The sequence below is a fragment of the Paenibacillus sp. P13VS genome, from assembly GCF_015143645.1.
GTDB lineage: Bacteria > Bacillota > Bacilli > Paenibacillales > Paenibacillaceae > Paenibacillus > Paenibacillus xylanilyticus_A.
In genome coordinates this window covers 25,728-44,081 of sequence record NZ_WYEV01000019.1, presented here as the reverse complement: position 1 = coordinate 44,081, position 18,354 = coordinate 25,728, and the positions used below count along the sequence as shown (strand labels likewise).

Sequence of the window (18,354 nt, the reverse complement as noted above, 5' to 3'; positions counted from 1 at the left end):
ATATGCACCTGTAAAAATCAAAAACGCAGTGCATAGATGAGTACCCCAATAAGTAATATAACGGATACAGCGAATGCATTTTTAAGCCAGCGTGGTGTAGAGTTTGATGAACGCCGGCGAAGAGGTGTAGGCCGGGTCATCATGTCTTTCCAGGCCTTGGCTGCATGTCCGGCATCCCGGAACTGTCCCCGAAGAGCCTGAATCGTCCAGTTACGAAACGGTCGCAGCCTTTCGCTGCGTTCCACCAGAGCCGTGAGCTGATTGACACTCCGCAATTGTGGCAATCCTTCGGCAGCCAGCGACTTGAGTGCTTCCCCCTCCAATACGTGAATCAGTAACAGAGCAAAAGCAAAGACATCGTAGGTGCCATCTGCTGTGCGGCTTCCGCCATTCCAGAAGCCCCTGTCATACCATTCGGTAAACTGTTTTACGCTTCGTCCAATTGACGTTACTCCACCATAATCAATGAGCTCCACTTGACCATAATCGGATACCAGTACGTTCTGGGGCTTAAGATCACCAAACACCCATCCCGCCTGATGTAATTGTGCCAGCTTCTGCAAGAGTCTAAGCCCAACCAGCAGTGTCCAGTCCGTCCCTTGACGCCTGATGAAGTGGTGAAGAGCTTCACCCCGAACATAACGCATCACATAAAAGGGAATGTCCCGTCCCTGAATGGCATAATCGTCCACATCCTTGAGATAGGAAGGAATACCACTCTGCTTCAGGGCCTCATGATTACGCTGTAGCTGAAACGATTTGAGCACATTGATCTCTGATTGCAGATCGAACGGATCAAATCCCATCTTAAGTGCATAGTGCTTGCCATTCTCACCCCGCTGGACGAGAAAAACGATGCCGTTGGCGCCTTTGCCCAGCAGCTTGCGAATCGTATAACGGCTGCGATTCCATTTTCCCGTAATTACTGTTCCTGGCGGGAAAGAGGCATCAGACAACGTTGTCACCGAGCATCCCTTCTCTTTCAATGCGATAGTTCCCTTCTATTTCCTGCTGTCCCTCCAGTGTACCATAACGGTAAAAATCAATCACCTTCTGAATCGCAGGACCTGTCGGGGTCGCACCCTTCATCTGCAGACGTCCAAACAGCGAACGGACACTGCCCAGATCCGATGTCCAGTTGATATCCATCACAGCCTCTTCTCCACTATGGCGACCCGGGAAATGAAAGACCGAGAGTTTGCTCTGCCCCACACGTGACTGCAAGCTCAACATCAAATCCCGGATTCCTTCTTCAACCGCAGCGAGCTTCGGCTTCATGCTTGCACTTACATCGATTAACAGGATGACCTGCAGAGGGGCTGTTTCAGCCAGGTTATCTATCACTTCTACCACCTGAGCACGCTGTGCAGGTTCAAGGTCGGTTACGGTTTTGGACACCTTCTCTCCCAAAATTTGTGTTAACTCTCTATTAACCGCCTGCTGAATGGTCTGAACCACCGTTTTCCTTGTCATCATCTGCATTGTATGGGCAAGCTGCCTTGTGCCGACAATCTGGCTGATCCCCCCTCCGGCTTTTGCAATATCCTCAATCTCCCGGCTGCCCAGTTCACCAATGGTTCCATAATCGATCACACCAACCACATTGACCGTGATCCCCTCTTCACGAGCTTCTGCTGCTGCCAGTACCGGACTTGTACCTACATTAGAACAACCGTCGGTGATCAACAAGATCTGCTTCATCCGAAATCCCTCCGTTTTTCGTTACTCTCCAATTCTATGACTAGCATTGCCAGAATGAAGAGACTTCAAACAGAGAACGATGCAATTAACTTACTGTACGTGGACGCTCCATCCGGTTAATTCCCGGAACTCGCAATGTGGCCCACTCCGGACGGTAGTGCTCTACTTTGCCTACAACGACAGTCATATCATCCAAAATCTCATGCTGTTGATATCGAATTACGCTCTCAAGCAGGCAGTCCGCTACCTCCTGCGGATCGTCACTATCAATCTCCTGAATGAGACGTTTCATCCATAGCTCCTTGTTGACGGCGTACCCTGGGGCATCATAAATTCCATCCGTCATCATAATCAATATATCGCCCGGTTGAAGCTGTACAGTGACCAGATCCACTTCGATATCTTTAATAATGCCAATGGGTAGATTGCTGGCCGATACCTGAATAACCTCCTGTCCGCGTTTAATAAAGCTCGGAGTTGAGCCGATTTTCATAAATGTGGTCTCTGCCGTATATTCATCGATTAGAGCCATGTCCACTGTGGCATACATCTCTTCAGGAGAGCGCAGCATTAACACAGAATTCACGGACTTGATCGCCAGCTTCTCATCCATGCCCGATTGAAGCAGCTGTTCCAGAATATTTAACGCGGCACTGCTCTCCATGCGCGCACGTTCCCCGTTGCCCATACCATCACTGAGTGCCACCGCAAAGGTACCATTCCCCAGTTCAACCGTGCTGAAACTGTCCCCGGATAACAAATCTCCCCCTTTTGCAGCCGCAGCTACCCCTGTAGTCACTTCATAGGTTTTGGCTGATCCAAAGGTAACGGTGGCCAGACCCTGACGGGGATCCGTCATCGTCTCATGAAGAACAGCAATATGCTCGTCCAGAACATCCGAGATCAGCGGCGCAATCATCTTCCGGCATTCATCAAATCCCCTCGTATAGGCATGAACAATCTCGATTTCCACATTGCCTGCTTCCAGATTGATAATCTCAATCGAATGAATGGACAGGCCCAGCGACTCCAGCGCATCCCGGATCTGTTCCTCCTGCTGTACCATCTCCTCACTTTCCCGTTGGATTTCTCTGGCCAGGTCCTCCATCACCTGGGATACTCCGGATAATTGCTCGGCAACCAGCTGCCGGCTGTCCACAATCTGACGTTTCCACTGCATATTATGCTGGTAGAGCCCATATTGGGCACGCATAACCTCAAGCACCTCCTCCGGTTTGGCACATACCCTGTTCCACTCCACAGGAATTTGTTTGCCCGACATCTCCGGATTGGCCTCAATGGAACTCATCACATCTGTCATGTATTTATAGGTTTGAATAAACTTTGCATCCCAGCACTGTCCACGTTTGAAGCACCCTGCGCACGTTCCCTCTGCTACCGCATTCATGAAATGCTCCATGCCGCCTTCGTTCTGTACTGGTTCCCCCGTACCGGACATCTGATCGAAGCTGCGGGAAAGCTGGCGGAATACCTGCGAGAAGCGGGTCACCCGTTCTGCCGTGATATCCCGAATTCGCTTCGCATATTCATGCTGCGATTTGGTATGATCCTGTGTACCTGGCACATATTTGGATATAGCCGCCATCATGCTTTTAGGTGTAAGCATGAACAGAACAATGGCTGCACACGTCTCCCATAAGGAATTCATCACGTCACCTGGACCGCCCAGATAAATGGATAGAATGGATGAGCCCAGCAGCATCCCTAGTGCAACGCCTGCACGTTTGCCCTCTCTAAGCATACCCGCCAGCATCCCGGCAAAAGCGAGCAAACTCATTTGGTATACGGCTGACATGTCAGCCAGACTCAAAATCAGCCCCGTAATGACCCCGACGGATGCCCCAAGGGGGGCTCCGCCCACCAGCGCGAAGATCAATATTAAATAACGAGAGAGCATATGCTCCACGGAAAGGGACTGAATAGTCCAGCCCACCGCGCCTGTCATAACGGAGGCCAGTAATATGATGAGGCAGAGGATCTCCTCGCTCTTTAGGTTGAATTTCTTTTTGCGGTACGTAAAAATCGGTATGGCTTGTATAAAAACCAGGGTAAGCACGAAGCTGAGTACAGAGTCCATCGTGAGCATTAACATGGCGTACCAGCTGAAAGACGGCCCAATGACGACTGCGAACAACTTGACCATAAAAGTAGTCGTAAACACCATGGTTGGTGCATAAGATAATTCAGCACGGTCATAAGACTCCAGCCCTCTGAACAAGAGATAGAAGATCGCCATCTCAGACGCAACGATAAGTGGAACCGGAAACGGAGCAAACAGGCTCCCCGCCAACAAAGCGGCCCCAACGGGAATAATGTAATCCCTTCGCATGAAGGCAATCACCGCGAAGTACGCAATGGCAAAGGGCGATAGTTCATTCAGGATCATGGCCTTCCCCAATAAGAATCCCATAAATGTAAGGAGCAGCACCCATTTACGTGCAGCAACGAACTGGACAGCCTTGCGGGAGGTAATCCACTGTTTGAGACGTACGGACAGCTCCTCCCGAGCTTCTGTACTCTCTTTACCAGCTTTCATTCCCGGAAATTGAATGACATTCCACTTTTCCATCATCCCAAAGGCACCCCATTCGATTATTTGTTTTCGTGTTTCATTCTCGATGGTTCTGATTATAGATAGATTAGAAGACGTAGTTTGTCACAATAGGTGGACAGGGTTCAAAAAGTTTACGACAAAAGAAACAGGCATGGCGCGGAGGAGCGAAACCCCCGGCCTTATTGTCATTCCATCCTTCACAGCTTAATCCACCAAGGACGGGGTTGTCTGATTTTGAACGGCATTTGTTCTGCCTTCAACCTGAATTGAACGGGATACCTGCGGAATGGCATGGAAACATGTCGGTAAAAAGTGGTAGACGACAAATGTTCTTATTTCCTATGGTCCTTGTGCGAAAAAAGTGCATCTGTGGAGTATTACTTTACAAGAAAAGCCAGGAATCCAGTGGAACGCGCATAGGCGACGGTAAACCCCAAAAAATATACGCACCCAACAGACTAAAAGAAAAAAAGGACAAAACGCAAAAAAGCCGTCGACCCTTACGGGTTAACGGCTTTTCTTATATTTTAAATCAGGTTGATACAGATTACACGCGCTTGGCTCCACGACCTCCGCGTTTGCCCTCTGTGTTCTTCTTGAGCGAAGAGATCCGCTCTTCACTATCTTTCAGGAAGCGTGACATTTTATCCTCAAATGAAGGTTTGCCTGCTGCGGGCTTGAAAGAACGGCCTCCACGGTCGCGGTTAAATCCACCGCCGCCGCCACGGCCTTGGCCGCCACTTGGGCCTCCACCGCTGAATCGTTCGCGATCTCCTCCACTGCGTTCCGGTCTTGGAGCTCTTGGGGGTCTGGATTGTGTTTGTTGCTCCACCGGTTTGTCAACAGCTTGCTTAATGGAAAGTCCGATTTTGCCATCCTTGTCAACGTTGATGACCTTCACTGTAACGACGTCATTAAGTTTCAGGTGGTCGTTGACATCCTTGACATAATTGTCGGCGATTTCCGAGATGTGAACGAGACCCGTGACACCTCCTGACAGATCCACAAATGCTCCAAAATGCGTGATGCCTGTCACCTTGCCCTCTAACTTGGTGCCCACTTCAATTGCCATAGAATAAAATGATCCTCCCTTAAAAATATACAACCCGATTTTTTAGATGCCAAAATCAATGCTGTGCTAAATGTAATTATACCTTATGCCGCAAACCAAGGTCAACAGAGCTCTACCCCGCAGGGAAGCCTATTTTTTACAGTATAACGACTTCAGATATATGGATAATAATTCTTGCTCAGTCATGAGCGTAATTCCATCAGTTCCCTGACTCTTCAACCTGGATTGGCGTTTCTTCAGGCAAGTAATAGCCTTTTTTCCGCGCCAGCTGTCCTATGTATTCAGGGTCCTTCAACCGACTGACTTCATACTTCAACTGATCCAGCTTCTTCTGCGTCTCTTCCTTTGAAGCCTGCTGTGCGGCCAAGTTCGAACTCTTGTCCGAAATCTGTGCATTCTGTACAAGGAACGTATATCCTGCCCAAATAACAAATACAACGACGAATGTCATCCAGAGCATGAGGCGTCTTTTTGCGCCGGCAGATTTCCCTTGGCCTGTCGGGGCTGCAGATCTCCCCACAGGTGTTTTACCCATTTTTGGACCTCCTTAAAACCAGCGTTTCCAAATCGCTGCAATACTTGAACCCGCACGGATTATCCAACGGGGCGTTACCCAATGTTTCAGGAGCGGCCTAAACATCCAGCGGAACAACTTGCCGAAAGGTACCAAACATTGCAGTACCAGCTTGCCCAGGAATATCAGTATCGCGAGCACAAAACCCAATATCACGCGAACTAGCTTGTATAGTCCCTTCGCTGGCATAACGAACAGGATGTTAAGGACATGTCCACACCAATGAATAAGTGTTCTTGCGAGTTTAATTAACATTACCACAAAACGCTGGGTTGTAACACTTAAAAGCCAAAAATAGAAGCAAACCCCTATAATTAGCCCCAAAAAGACATAAAACCGCAGCTGTCCGTGGTTTCCGGCGTACAGCATCCGGAATACGAACAGCGCGGAAGCAACCCAGTACAACAGGTCAAGCGTGTGCATGCTCCATCTCGGGAAGCGCAGCTGACCGGACAGTACCCGGTAACTGTCGTAGGCCATACCCATTACGATTCCCGACAACAGCATCCATGTTAATGTGATCCACTGCGTGTCCAGACTCATCGGAACAGCTTGCCGAACAGGCCTTTACTATTCTTGTTCTGGGAACCGGGGTCCAGATATTGCAGAGAACTGACGGTGCCTTCAATGGATAGCAGACCTTCCTCCAGGCTCAAGTTTTTGATATGTAAATTGTGCCCCCGGATGGTCAGATGCCCAAGCTCAGTCTGCAGCAAAAACTCCTCACTGTCGAAGCTCTCTACATTGGAGACACCTGTCAGATCCAGCAGTTTGCGATTTTGCATGCTCAAATGATGCTGTTTCGGTTTACCGTGCTCAACCATGGCATGTACCCCTCCTTCTTACACCTAGCTTATGGAGGCAAAGGCGGGAATAGAACCAGGGATCATGAAGGAATTGCTTCTGCCTACCCAAACAAAAAAGCACCCTTCCGAACTAGGAAAGGTGCTTCTATCTCACTTACTTTCATTCATAAAAGAGCATATCGGGCAGATGATTACCAGTTCAGCCCGTTATCCTTGGCGATCGGCTCTTCCTTAACCAAGGTATAGAGGCTGCTCGCCTCGTCCTTCTTGGTACTCTCAGCAAGACGTTCCACCTTCACGGTGACCAGCTTCTGACCGAACTGAACCGTCAGCTCATCGCCCACTTTAACAGCAGCGCTTGGCTTCGCTTCACGTCCGTTAATCAGAACACGTCCCTGTTCGGAGACGTCCTTGGCCACAGTGCGGCGTTTGATCAGCCGGGAAACCTTCAGGAATTTATCAAGACGCATTATTTTACGGCTTCTTTAAGTTTGTTGCCTGCTTTGAATGCAGGAACAGTGGACTCAGGAATAACGATTTCATTCCCTGTTTGTGGGTTACGTCCGGTACGACCGGAACGTTTGCGGGTTTCAAAAGTGCCAAAGCCGATCAGTTGTACTTTGTCTCCGCTTGCGAGTGCATCTGTAATTTCTCCCAAGAAGCCGTTCAATACGGACTCAACGTCTTTTTTAGTCAAACCGCTTTTGGTGGAAATGTTGTTAATCAGATCTGTTTTGTTCATTTTTAAAAGCCTCCCAAATTAAAAAGAAAGTATCTGCGAATCCTGGCAATCTGCTTGATTGCCGCGGCTTTCGCGCAAGGTTACTACACATGTATTCTGGCTTGGATTCTGAATTCCTGCCTCGGCCTTCGACTTTTTTTGGCTTATGTTGAACCTGCCCCTATAGAAAGTCTAAGTCCAATACCCGGAATGTTGTCCGATCAATCAGGAATAACCCTAATCCAAATATGAACACATGTTCGTATAGCATATCATACCATTGAAAAACATGGAACAAGGATATTTGAACAGTTTACTTGGTCTACCCAGTTACAGTCCAGCCTTCTTCGCCGCTTGCCAGAATTGCTCCATCTCTTCGACGTTGCTGTCTGCAGGTGTCCGTCCAAGTTCACGAAGCCGCTCCTCAATATATCGGAACCGCTGAGTGAACTTGCGATTGGTGGCAGCAAGGGCCTCCTCCGGATCCGTATCAATAAAGCGAGCTACATTAGCCGTAGCAAACAGCAAATCGCCAAGTTCCAGCTTCCGCTCTTCAGCCGATTGATTGCTACGCACTGCTTCTTTCAGTTCTGCCAGTTCTTCTTCAATCTTGGCAAATACGCCATTCACATCATCCCAGTCAAAACCAACCTTGGCAGCTTTCTTCTGGAGCTTGTATCCTTTCATCAAGGCAGGCAGATCGCGGGGAATACCATCCAGCACCGAAACGGTCTGTTGATCGATCCCTTTGCGTTTCTTCTCCTCTGCCTTCATCTGTTCCCAGTTCTGCAGTGCTTCATTCGCATTCTCGGCCTGATGCTCGCCAAATACATGAGGATGACGGAAAATGAGCTTGTCATTAAGCCCTTCAATGACATCATACACATTGAAGGTGCCCACTTCCTCTTCCATCTGGGAATGCAGCAGAATCTGCAGCAATAAGTCCCCAAGCTCTTCTTTCATGTGGTCAGGATCATCTTCATCGATCGTTTCAATGACCTCATACGTCTCTTCAATCAGGTTCTTGCGAATCGACTGATGGGTCTGCTCCTGATCCCATGGGCATCCGCCCGGGCTGCGAAGAATATTAACAATTTCATGCAGCCTTGCAAAAGAGCGACGTCGCAGGGCATCATCCGTGTTTTTCGGCACGTAAATGAGGGAGAGGTTTCCGTAACCTTCAATCCGGTCCAGCTCATGAAGCGGTACCTTGTGGATGATCTCCTGATCCTGTACACCGAGGGCGTGTCCAACAAATACCGGATAGTCATCTGGATATACATCCATCAGGCATAGCTTCACATCAGACGCAGTGAATACATCATAAACCTGCCCGATCAAGGTATGCAGCTGGGGCTGCACTAGCTCCGTGCTCAGGCTGCTCGCATCGAGAAGTTGGAAGCCTTCAATGGGATCAAATCCGAGACGGATAAAGGCTTCATCCAGAAAGCTCTCACCCCCCATGACACGAAGTGAGATGCCCATTTGCGGACAGCGTTCCTTCAGCAGCCGTACACTCGCCTCTGCCACCATCGGATGGCCTGGCACAGCGTAGACAATCTCGGTTCCCGGCTCTCCCTGACGGGCAGCCTCAATGAGGCGATTCGCAATCTCGTCATAGACCTCTGGGAACGATGCCTTCGCCTCATAGATTGCATCAAACGATGTCATCTCCAGCCCTTCCTGCTTCAGATCATTCAACACAGGATGATCCAATGTGCGGACATACAGCGTGGCTGCTTGTTTCATTTTCTTGATAATACCTACTGTCAGCTGATCTGCATCTCCTGATCCGAGACCAACGACGGTCAAAGCTGCTGCGCTCATTTTCAAGCCTCCATCCGAACCATTCTGCAGAATGCCTCCCATTGTTACATTGACAGGAGGAACATACGCAGGACAGCGCTCTATAATTACACGTATTATAACAGAATCCGTGGATATCCAATAATTTCACAAGCAAAAGGTGAGATAGGGCTACCGCAGGACGTGCAGCCTGCGAAGCCATTTGGCCAGGCGCGGTCCAAGCTTCGGGATCGCGGCCAGATCTGTGGCGGTCAGCAGTCCGGTACGGGCTGACGCCAGCAAAAACACGGCTGCGCCTGCGGCGATGCCAAGCAGGCTTATGCCTACCGCGGCCAGCCTGCGATCGGCCGCGATGCCTATGCCGCCGAGCACTGCTCCGGCAGCCCAGGCCATGCCTGCCGCCGCCACGCTCAAGGCGGCGATCACCAGCGCCGGCTTCACCAGGACGGCGCCAGGGGCAGGGCGCATCGCGGTACGCCGCGCCAGCAGGGCCACATTCAGGCCAGCCGCCAGCATATAGGCGACTGCGCCTGCCAGGGCCGCGCCGCTGATGCCCAGCGCGGGCACAAGCATGACGTTCAGCAGCGCCTTGACGCCTGCGGCGGCCAGCATGCTGAACGCGGGGGCGCGCACGGCGCCGAGGCCCTGCAGCAGCGCCGCCGCAATGATGCTGACGGTACTGCCTGCTGCCGTCAGCGCCATATACCGCAGAGCTTCGGTGCCTGCGGCATCACCGTACAGCATGCGGTTGATCGGTTCTGCCAGCACCGCCAGACCGGCGGATGCAGCCAGACCGATTAACCAGAACCAGCGCAGCGCGATGCTTGCCTGCTGCCTGACGGCTTCCGGCCCGCCCTTCAGGCGAGCTTCGGCCATCGCCGGAATGAACAGCACGGATAGCGACGTAGCAAGCATTGTCACGAGCTGTACAAGCGGCAAGCCCCGATTGTAAATACCGAACGACACCATGGATTCGACCTCATCCAGCCCTTCAGTTCTTAGAAGCCGGGGCACCGTGAAGGTATCCACCAGGTTCATCAGAGATACAGCGAGTGAACCCAGACAGACGGGAATGGCATATACCAGTAAGGTTCGTATCCATTGACCATTGGTGGGAGGCTTCTTCGCTTGAAGCCCTTCTCCTGTCCATTGCTCCGGTTGTCCCTCCCTGATTCCCGATCTCTGCAAGCCATCCAGTTCTTCTTGGGATAAACTCGTTTTCCTGCTCTTTCGCCGCCTACCGTACACATAAGCGAGCATGGTGAGTAATCCCGCGATTCCACCGGCAACAGAACCCAGCATGGCTCCTGCCGCAATGGTCTCCAGCGATGCATCCCGCTTCATCAGCCATAGCAGCAGCACAATCATTACCGTCACACGAATCGTCTGCTCTACGACCTGTGACACAGCGGTTGGCACCATCTGCTGTAAACCCTGAAAATATCCACGAAGTCCAGTCATTAGCGGGACAAATAGCAGTGCAAACGCAGCAGCCCGAATCGAAGGAATGACATGTCCATTACCAATCAGATGACCTATAAGTGGTGCACCGATGTACATCAGTATGGCCAGGATTAATCCGATGCTTCCAAGAAGTATCGAAGACAGACGGATAATCCGTTTGCCCTCCTCGGGCCTTCCCAGCGCATGTTGTTCGGCAACAAATTTGGATACGGCAACAGGCAGTCCGGCGGCAGCAATCGTAATGATAAGCATATAGAACGGATATACCGTGTTATAAATGCCAAAAACACCATCGCCCCCTAGATTCTGTAACGGAATCTTTTGAAAAGCACCGATGATTTTAGAAATAATGGCAGCAAGGCCAAGCACAAATGCACCCTGCAGCAATCTTGAGCGAGTAGTAGACGGCTGTTTCATAAGTCCCTCCTGCAGTTATCCAAGCGATTATATCCAGTAAGCATACTTTGCTATTATACCTGCCTGAAGCCGCACAGACTAACCTTCTGTTGAAGTTCCCTTTGAAGTCCCCTCCATCTGCTCTTCATTCAGCCTGAGAATTATGCCTTTTTAAATGCAAAAAACTCCTGTCTGCCGGAAAGGCACCAGGAGTTGATCTGCTGTTTATTGTTCCATCTGTTTGCCAAGGAAGCCAGCAGCCGTCTCAGCCATTTTAACTTCCATCTGGGACATTTTCACGGATTCATCCTTGTTGTACAGAATGACGGTTCCAATAGGGTCCCCACCCGAAATGATGGGTGCAATGACAAAAGAGGATAATGTTTCATCATGATCCTTGCTGATTTCATAGGAGCCACTACCTGTCTCAACAATGGTCTTGCGATTTTCCATGCAGCTCTCTACCAGCTGGCCTACCTGCTTGTCCAGATACTCCTTCTTGGAGCCGCCCGCTACCGTAATAATGGTGTCGCGGTCAGAGATCATCGTTACGTGACCTGTACTCTCATACAACGATTCAGCATATTCTTTGGCGAAATCGCCCAGTTCGCCGATTGGCGAATATTTTTTTAGAATGACTTCTCCATCACGATCCACAAAAATCTCAAGCGGATCTCCTTCACGAATTCGTAACGTACGACGGATTTCTTTTGGAATGACCACACGGCCGAGGTCATCAATACGGCGGACAATACCAGTAGCTTTCATTTCACATGTTGCCCCACTTTCTCGAGAAGATTTTTCAACTACTGTTCCTTAATGGGTAGAGGAAAGTCCCAGAACGTTTAGTGTGATATCTTGACCATAGTATTCATCTGTTCCCATTTCCTTATACATACTTTGAAGAATATAGTTGTGTTCTCTTCGCAGAAGGTGACCATGTACCCATTATGCTGCTGTCTGTACAAAAAGAAGCAAGGGGCAGGCCATAAGTCCTCCCCTTGCTTCTCTAAGCTTGTCCAGAAAGTAAGTGTGCTGCGGCTCGTTTCTTACTTGCTGCTTGTATCACCGCTATCGCCTGTTGTTGCATCGGACTCTGTTTTAGTACCTTGATCTGTCTTAGCGTCAGTACCTGTGGACTCGTCCGTTTTGGTTTCTGTAGATTTGTCACCTTCGGTTCCAGTTCCAGTACCCGTTGTGCCTTCAGTGCCTTCAGTGCCTTCCGTAGTACCTTCTTCAGCCTTGTCTGTCTTCGGCAGGTTTACTTCTTTCACGATCTTATCCAGTTCATTCGTCATGAACGTATCGATCTCTGCTGCTGCCAATTGGCTTTTGAGTGTTTCTTTTTGCTCATCTGTCAATTTGCTGTAGTCTGCTTCGGTACGGGATTCTACTTTCATCACGTGGTAGCCGTATTCCGTTTCAACCGGATCACTGATTTTGTTAATTGGCAATGTTTTGGCAGCTTCTTTGAACGCTTCTACCCAGTTGGATACAGGGGTATTTTCGTACAATCCGCCATTATCTGCAGAGCCTGGATCTTCGGAGTATTCTTTTGCCACTTTTGCAAAGTCTTCGCCGGCATCCAGTTTAGTCTTAACTTCTTTTGCAATTTTCAAGGCATCTTCTTTTTTACGCTCTTTTTGCGTATCTGGGTCCGTGAAGTTAATCAGGACGTGACGAACCGAAGCGGTTGTGAACTGATCCTTGTTTGTTTCAAATTCTTTTTTGATTGCATCTTCCGTAACGCCAGTCTCTTTATCCTTGATTACGGTCATGATGCGAGTCATGTAATCCTTGATGTTCTGATCTGTCAGGTTCTGAGCCTTCAACATTTCAGTCCATTGATCAGCTTGAACAGAAGCCTTCATTTTGTCGAACTGCTCGGTAGCCACTTTGGCACCTTCTGTTTTGGCTTCTTCACTCGCCTTGCCACTCAAATATTCATAAGCAACTTCCTGGCGCACCAGGTAGTCCTTGAAATCGTCCATCTCCATCATTTGTGCATATTCCGGATAGAGGAATTTCATGACCCGCTGCTCCATATCGAATTCATTGGCTGTAATTGTACCGCCATCGTAGGTCGCTACAACAGCGCTTGTATCATTAGTTTCTGGTGCAGCAGCTTCATCCTTCTTGCCGCATGCAGCAAGCAGTGATAAGGACAGTACTGCAACCATACTCACGGAGAGTACTTTCCCTACTTTTTTATACTTTGGTAACATCCTTTGGTTCCCCCTTTGATTTAAAAGCACTCTTCATGGACTCCAGAAATTTCTCTACCAGCTCCATCAGTTGCTTGTCCCCAAGCCCTTTGCCTTTGACATGAATAAGCATATGGGGTCCTTGTTCAAATTGTACACGTCTTTCGAACTGATTTCCAATGTGGGCAATTTTCGAGAGCTCAAACGCATGCTCACGGCCTTCGTAGAATTTCACGGTAAGGTCGTCACCACGCTGTGTAATGGACTCAATTCCGTACATTTTACCATATACTTTTAATCTGGCTACAGCCATAAGATTAATGACAGCTTCCGGAAGGTCGCCGAAGCGGTCAACCAACTCGTCTTCCAGCTCCATGGCATCGTCGAAAGAGGTAATAACCGCCACTTTTTTGTAAATCTCAATCTTCTGTATACTGTCATAGATATAATCACCCGGCAAGTAGGCATCGATGCTGAGATCGAGCGTGGTGTTCCATTGATCGGAAGGTACCGGCTCCTCTCCGAGCATGGTGACTTTGCGTTTATTAATTTCCTCGGCCAACATCTGAGAATACAGGTCGAATCCGACTGAGGCAATGAAGCCGTGCTGCTCTGCACCCAGCAGGTTCCCTGCTCCGCGGATCGATAGATCTCGCATCGCAATTTTGAATCCCGACCCCAGCTCGGTAAACTCCTTAATAGACTGCAGACGTTTCTCTGCAACCTCGGTCAGCACTTTATCCCGTTGGTACGTAAAGTACGCATAGGCAATTCGATTGGACCGTCCAACGCGCCCACGCAGCTGGTACAGCTGGGAAAGGCCCATTTTGTCTGCATCATGAACAATCAGGGTATTTACATTCGGGATATCTACCCCTGTCTCAATGATGCTTGTGCTTACGAGCACATCATATTCGCCATCCAGGAAGTCCAGGATTGTTTTCTCCAGCTCTGTCTCCGACATCTGTCCATGGCCCACGCCCACTTTGGCTCCAGGAACCAGGTCAGCAATTTCGGCAGCCATCTCCTGAATTCCTTGAACACGGTTATACAGATAATAAACCTGACCTCCACGTGCCAGTTCCCGCTCAATGGCTTCCCGAACAAGCGCCTGGCTATGTTCCACGACATAGGTCTGCACCGGGAAACGATTCTCTGGTGGTGTTTCAATAACCGAAAGATCACGGACTCCCAGCATGGACATGTGGAGGGTACGCGGAATTGGTGTAGCCGTCAGTGTGAGCACGTCCACATTTGTTTTCAGCTTCTTCAGTTTCTCCTTATGAGTTACACCGAAGCGCTGCTCTTCATCAACGATAAGCAGTCCAAGATCCTTGAATACCAGATCCTGTGATAACAACCGGTGCGTCCCGATAACAATGTCGACTGTTCCACTTTTAATGCCTTTGGCGGTCTCATTTTGTTCCTTACGGGAACGGAACCGGCTTAGGACGTGAATATTGAATGGATACCCCGAGAAACGTTCACGGAATGTCTCATAATGCTGCTGTGCCAAGATCGTGGTCGGAACGAGTACCGCAACCTGTTTGCCTTCAATAGCCGCTTTGAATGCAGCACGAATGGCAACCTCGGTTTTTCCGTATCCGACGTCTCCACATAGCAGACGGTCCATGGGACGATTTTGTTCCATGTCCTTTTTAATTTCTTCAATCGCACGGACCTGATCACGAGTCTCATCATAAGGGAACATGGCCTCAAATTCCTGCTGCTCGGCAGAGTCCTTCTCGAAGCCGAAACCTTTTGAGGTCTGACGCTCCGCATAGAGCTTGATCAGATCGTCAGCGATATCCTGTACAGATGATCGAACTTTATTTTTAACCCGTGTCCACTCGTTACCACCCAGCTTGTAGATCTTGGGCTCTTTCTCTTCTGACCCGACATATTTCTGGATCAGATCGATCTGTTCGATCGGTACCGACAGTTTATCCCCACCAGCATAGAGAATATGCATATAGTCCTTATGAATACCGCCAACCTCAAGCGTACCAATGCCTAGATATTTACCAATTCCGTGGTTCTGATGGACAACGTAGTCGCCCACCTTCAGCTCACTATACGATTTAATCCGTTCTGCATTATCCACATTACGGCTTTGTTTGCGTGCCTTGCGCTGCTTTTGGGAGAACATCTCACCTTCAGTTACGACAGCTAAATGAATGGAAGGCAGTTCGAATCCGGTCTGCAGGTTACCGATAAGCATCTCCGGTTCCGGTATATCGTAGTCCATGAGGACGCGCCGCATCCGATCGAGTCTTTCTTCCCCGCTCGCCAGCATAAGCACATGCACTCCGGCTTTCTGCCAGCGCTCCATCTCGGCCTTAAGTACATTCATCTGTCCGTGGAAATCCTGCATCCCCCGACTGATAAAATTCAAAATATTTTGAGGCTGTGTATGTGGAACCTGACGCAAGAAGATCGACATAAACAGCGTCTGGAATGGACGTTCATATAACAGCTCATCCCCATCTGCCGACAAATGAAGGTCAGGCAGCGTTTTTCCATTTTGCATCAAATGCAGGTTCCACTCCGATTCATCCCGGTCGAGCTGTTTGGACGTTTCAGCCAGTCGTGCAGGTTCGTCCAGAACAAGCAGCGTGTCCTCTGGCATGTAATCGTAGATGGTTTTATGCTCCGGATAGAGCGGCGATATATATTTATACATTTCAGAGAAATACACATGCTCTCGCAGCAGCTCAATCTCGCGGTGAATTTCTTCACGGAGACGCAGCTTGGCCTGACGGTCAGTCATTTTCTCCAGCTGTTTTTCCAGTAAAACGACAGCTTCATCCGCAGCCTTCTCCATGCGTTCACGGTCTGCGATCAATTCCTTGCACGGGAGCACCGTAACTTCATCGATACGTTCAATGGAGCGTTGATCCGCTGGGTCGAATGTTCGTATGGAGTCAATTTCATCGTCAAACAATTCCACCCGGTAAGCAATGGACGAAGTCACTGGATAAAAGTCGATAATTCCTCCGCGCACGCTCATCTCGCCGCGAGATTCAACCCGTTCCACACGTTCATATCCAAGCTTCACCATCTCCAGAAGGAACGAGTCCAGATCGAGTGTATTCCCTTGTTTAATGGTAATCTGAGCATTGGCCATCACTTCCGGAAGAGGTACATAACGCCGCACGCCGGAAAATGGAATAACAACAACGCCCCTAAAACCTTGGGCGCAACGAACTAACACATCAATACGCTGACCCAGTGTTTCCGGACTGGAAACAGCGGCCTCAGCGGCAACAAGTTCATTCGCAGGATAGAGCAGCACCTGATCTGGTGAAAGCGCTTCCTGCAAATCTTCTGCGATTTTTTGTGCGGAAAACATATTGTGTGTAACGACGAGCAGTGGTCGGTTCATCTCTTGGTGCAGAGCTGCCAGCATGATCTGGCGCGCTGATCCGGACAATCCTGAGACCAGCTGCTCTTTCATACCGGACGTAATACCGGCAGTAATGGATCCAAAATCGGGATCTTTGGAAAAAGCCTGTATAAGTGCTTGTAACAAAAGGGGCACCTCTCTTATAACTTACTTGATTAGTTCACGCCTAAGCGCAGTATTATCATATTGAATTGGATACAAATTCCTTTTTGTCCTGTTTCATCATATCGGATTACTCGCTTCATTACCACATCAGGTTAACATAATAACCTAAATTCCCTCATGAGCATTTTCATTCCCAAATTGAAAAGAAGCCTCAGCAGGCTGCCAAGGCTATAAGGGTGGAGCGGTATTCCGCAGCCCCCATCATCTGTTATCCATCTTCGCTGCGAACCAGACTTATTATTGAAGCGGGCTCGCCAGCAGGCTGAGCTCAGGATTGAGTTCAAGCGCTTCTTTGCAATAATCGCATGTAATCCGAACGGTAATATCCCCACCGGAATTATACGCTATTATATCCCTCCGCTCGTCGGGGGTCAAGAAATGAAAGCCTAACTGAGCTTCTGATATTCGGGCAGAATCGATTCGTCCAATAAAGGTACGGCAGTGCCTGCACACATAATTCACTGACATGTTTATGCCTCCTGAACATGGTTTATACGTCCAGTATGCCCATTATGACTGAATTGAACCCGGTTTTGATCATTTTTCCCAGCATGTCTTCCAACAAGTATTAGCCGTTAAACTTGGCCATAGTCTGCTCGAATGTATGATTCAGGCTGTGCTCCAAAGCATCACAGGTTTGCTCAATGGTATGTTCGAGCGCTTCCTTCTCTTTCTTCATAAATGTAGACAGTACATAATCAACAATGGCGTGTCCAGGCTCCGGGCGTGAAATACCCATCCGTACACGGTTGAATTGCTGTGTGCCAGTATGCTGAATAATGGACTTGATTCCATTATGGCCGCCAGCACTACCTTGATAACGCAGTCTGACTTTGCCAATCTCCGTGTCCATGTCATCATAAACGACAATCAGATCTTCCAGACTGACTTTGTAAAAGTCCATATATGCCCGTACCGATTCACCGGACAGATTCATGAATGTCATGGGTTTGATCAACACGGTTTTCACACCGCCAATATTTCCTTCTCCAATTAACGCTTTGCATTTGCTCTGAGTGATGGAAATCCCATGACGACTGGCCAGTTGATCCAGTGCCATAAAACCAATATTATGTCGTGTTTTGGCATAGTTTGAGCCCGGATTACCCAGGCCTACAATCCACTTCATCGTATTCCCTCCTTCGGATCACATGAGGTGAGGCATAGACTTCGAATGTTATATTTCATATAATATCAAGAAAGTGAACTGCCTATTTACTGTAATTTTCACGATTATTATCTTATTAACCCAGGAAGGTGAGCGGGTTTTGCGCGACGATAACGGACAGCTGACTCAACATAGTGATTTTATCTATCATCTCGAATACCATGTACCCGTACAGGTATATGATCGCGACACCCATATTGAGATCGGATTGATTACACGTTTCGATAATCAATTTGTCGAAATTGCCGACACTCTTTTTCATCGGCGGCGTTTTCGCTTCATTTCACGGCCAGGAT

The 18,354-nt window shown here is 49.0% G+C and carries 17 protein-coding genes; all 17 read right to left on the bottom strand.

What is annotated here, in order from left to right; all coding sequences use genetic code 11:
* Nucleotides 1-17: 17 nt before the first annotated feature.
* The 17 genes from GUA98_RS27685 to GUA98_RS29860 all read right to left on the bottom strand — a co-directional run bounded on the left by GUA98_RS27685 (nt 18) and on the right by GUA98_RS29860 (nt 18,320).
* Nucleotides 18-965 (bottom strand): serine/threonine protein kinase, encoded by a 948-nt coding sequence (locus GUA98_RS27685; protein WP_193725071.1) that lies wholly within the window; start codon nt 963-965, stop codon nt 18-20.
* A complete protein-coding gene (locus tag GUA98_RS27680) occupies nt 949-1,701 on the bottom strand; it encodes a VWA domain-containing protein (protein ID WP_095293366.1) in 753 nt (250 codons plus the stop codon). The genes GUA98_RS27685 and GUA98_RS27680 overlap by 17 nt, the downstream gene beginning before the upstream one ends.
* Nucleotides 1,702-1,786: 85 nt before the next feature.
* Nucleotides 1,787-4,294, bottom strand: coding sequence for a stage II sporulation protein E (spoIIE, locus tag GUA98_RS27675; protein ID WP_193725070.1), 2,508 nt, complete (start codon nt 4,292-4,294; stop codon nt 1,787-1,789).
* A 529-nt stretch (nt 4,295-4,823) separates the two neighbouring features.
* Nucleotides 4,824-5,348: a S1 domain-containing RNA-binding protein gene (locus GUA98_RS27670; protein WP_095293365.1), complete on the bottom strand. Its 525-nt coding sequence runs from the start codon at nt 5,346-5,348 to the stop codon at nt 4,824-4,826.
* A gap of 199 nt (nt 5,349-5,547) precedes the next feature.
* A complete protein-coding gene (locus GUA98_RS27665; protein WP_153976432.1) occupies nt 5,548-5,883 on the bottom strand; it encodes an FtsB family cell division protein in 336 nt (111 codons plus the stop codon).
* A gap of 12 nt (nt 5,884-5,895) precedes the next feature.
* Nucleotides 5,896-6,465, bottom strand: a complete 570-nt coding sequence (gene yabQ / locus GUA98_RS27660) for a spore cortex biosynthesis protein YabQ (protein WP_095293363.1) — start codon at nt 6,463-6,465, stop codon at nt 5,896-5,898.
* A complete protein-coding gene (gene yabP, locus GUA98_RS27655; protein ID WP_193725069.1) occupies nt 6,462-6,746 on the bottom strand; it encodes a sporulation protein YabP in 285 nt (94 codons plus the stop codon). The genes yabQ and yabP overlap by 4 nt, the downstream gene beginning before the upstream one ends.
* Nucleotides 6,747-6,919: 173 nt before the next feature.
* On the bottom strand, nt 6,920-7,198 hold the full coding sequence (locus GUA98_RS27650; RefSeq protein ID WP_095293361.1) for an RNA-binding S4 domain-containing protein: 279 nt from the start codon (nt 7,196-7,198) through the stop codon (nt 6,920-6,922).
* Nucleotides 7,198-7,470 (bottom strand): HU family DNA-binding protein, encoded by a 273-nt coding sequence (locus GUA98_RS27645; RefSeq protein ID WP_017691362.1) that lies wholly within the window; start codon nt 7,468-7,470, stop codon nt 7,198-7,200. Before GUA98_RS27645 ends, GUA98_RS27650 begins: the two co-directional genes overlap by 1 nt.
* Before the next feature lie 309 nt (nt 7,471-7,779).
* Nucleotides 7,780-9,276, bottom strand: a complete 1,497-nt coding sequence (gene mazG, locus GUA98_RS27640) for a nucleoside triphosphate pyrophosphohydrolase (RefSeq protein WP_193725068.1) — start codon at nt 9,274-9,276, stop codon at nt 7,780-7,782.
* A gap of 150 nt (nt 9,277-9,426) precedes the next feature.
* On the bottom strand, nt 9,427-11,136 hold the full coding sequence (locus GUA98_RS27635) for a polysaccharide biosynthesis protein (RefSeq protein WP_193725067.1): 1,710 nt from the start codon (nt 11,134-11,136) through the stop codon (nt 9,427-9,429).
* Between the two features lie 204 nt (nt 11,137-11,340).
* Nucleotides 11,341-11,883, bottom strand: coding sequence for a stage V sporulation protein T (gene spoVT, locus GUA98_RS27630; RefSeq protein WP_095293358.1), 543 nt, complete (start codon nt 11,881-11,883; stop codon nt 11,341-11,343).
* A 281-nt stretch (nt 11,884-12,164) separates the two neighbouring features.
* Nucleotides 12,165-13,340 (bottom strand): peptidylprolyl isomerase, encoded by a 1,176-nt coding sequence (locus GUA98_RS27625; RefSeq protein ID WP_193725066.1) that lies wholly within the window; start codon nt 13,338-13,340, stop codon nt 12,165-12,167.
* The gene (mfd, locus tag GUA98_RS27620; protein ID WP_193725065.1) at nt 13,324-16,851 is read right to left on the bottom strand and encodes a transcription-repair coupling factor; all 3,528 of its coding nucleotides are present in this window, start codon (nt 16,849-16,851) and stop codon (nt 13,324-13,326) included. The genes GUA98_RS27625 and mfd overlap by 17 nt, the downstream gene beginning before the upstream one ends.
* A 276-nt stretch (nt 16,852-17,127) precedes the next feature.
* A complete protein-coding gene (locus GUA98_RS27615; protein WP_095362254.1) occupies nt 17,128-17,358 on the bottom strand; it encodes an anti-sigma-F factor Fin family protein in 231 nt (76 codons plus the stop codon).
* Nucleotides 17,359-17,458: 100 nt separating this feature from the next.
* The gene (gene pth, locus GUA98_RS27610; RefSeq protein ID WP_095293354.1) at nt 17,459-18,019 is read right to left on the bottom strand and encodes an aminoacyl-tRNA hydrolase; all 561 of its coding nucleotides are present in this window, start codon (nt 18,017-18,019) and stop codon (nt 17,459-17,461) included.
* A 115-nt stretch (nt 18,020-18,134) separates the two neighbouring features.
* A complete protein-coding gene (locus tag GUA98_RS29860) occupies nt 18,135-18,320 on the bottom strand; it encodes a hypothetical protein (RefSeq protein ID WP_227780168.1) in 186 nt (61 codons plus the stop codon).
* Between the last annotated feature and the right edge of the window lie 34 nt (nt 18,321-18,354).

Coding starts and splice junctions, on each gene's coding strand:
- GUA98_RS27680 (WP_095293366.1), bottom strand. CDS start 1,701: ATGAAGCAGATCTTGTTGATCACCGACGGTTGTTCTAATGTAGGTACA.
- spoIIE (WP_193725070.1), bottom strand. CDS start 4,294: ATGATGGAAAAGTGGAATGTCATTCAATTTCCGGGAATGAAAGCTGGT.
- GUA98_RS27670 (WP_095293365.1), bottom strand. CDS start 5,348: ATGGCAATTGAAGTGGGCACCAAGTTAGAGGGCAAGGTGACAGGCATC.
- GUA98_RS27665 (WP_153976432.1), bottom strand. CDS start 5,883: ATGGGTAAAACACCTGTGGGGAGATCTGCAGCCCCGACAGGCCAAGGG.
- yabQ (WP_095293363.1), bottom strand. CDS start 6,465: ATGAGTCTGGACACGCAGTGGATCACATTAACATGGATGCTGTTGTCG.
- yabP (WP_193725069.1), bottom strand. CDS start 6,746: ATGGTTGAGCACGGTAAACCGAAACAGCATCATTTGAGCATGCAAAAT.
- GUA98_RS27650 (WP_095293361.1), bottom strand. CDS start 7,198: ATGCGTCTTGATAAATTCCTGAAGGTTTCCCGGCTGATCAAACGCCGC.
- GUA98_RS27645 (WP_017691362.1), bottom strand. CDS start 7,470: ATGAACAAAACAGATCTGATTAACAACATTTCCACCAAAAGCGGTTTG.
- mazG (WP_193725068.1), bottom strand. CDS start 9,276: ATGAGCGCAGCAGCTTTGACCGTCGTTGGTCTCGGATCAGGAGATGCA.
- GUA98_RS27635 (WP_193725067.1), bottom strand. CDS start 11,136: ATGAAACAGCCGTCTACTACTCGCTCAAGATTGCTGCAGGGTGCATTT.
- spoVT (WP_095293358.1), bottom strand. CDS start 11,883: ATGAAAGCTACTGGTATTGTCCGCCGTATTGATGACCTCGGCCGTGTG.
- GUA98_RS27625 (WP_193725066.1), bottom strand. CDS start 13,340: ATGTTACCAAAGTATAAAAAAGTAGGGAAAGTACTCTCCGTGAGTATG.
- GUA98_RS27615 (WP_095362254.1), bottom strand. CDS start 17,358: ATGTCAGTGAATTATGTGTGCAGGCACTGCCGTACCTTTATTGGACGA.
- pth (WP_095293354.1), bottom strand. CDS start 18,019: ATGAAGTGGATTGTAGGCCTGGGTAATCCGGGCTCAAACTATGCCAAA.
- GUA98_RS29860 (WP_227780168.1), bottom strand. CDS start 18,320: ATGAAAAAGAGTGTCGGCAATTTCGACAAATTGATTATCGAAACGTGT.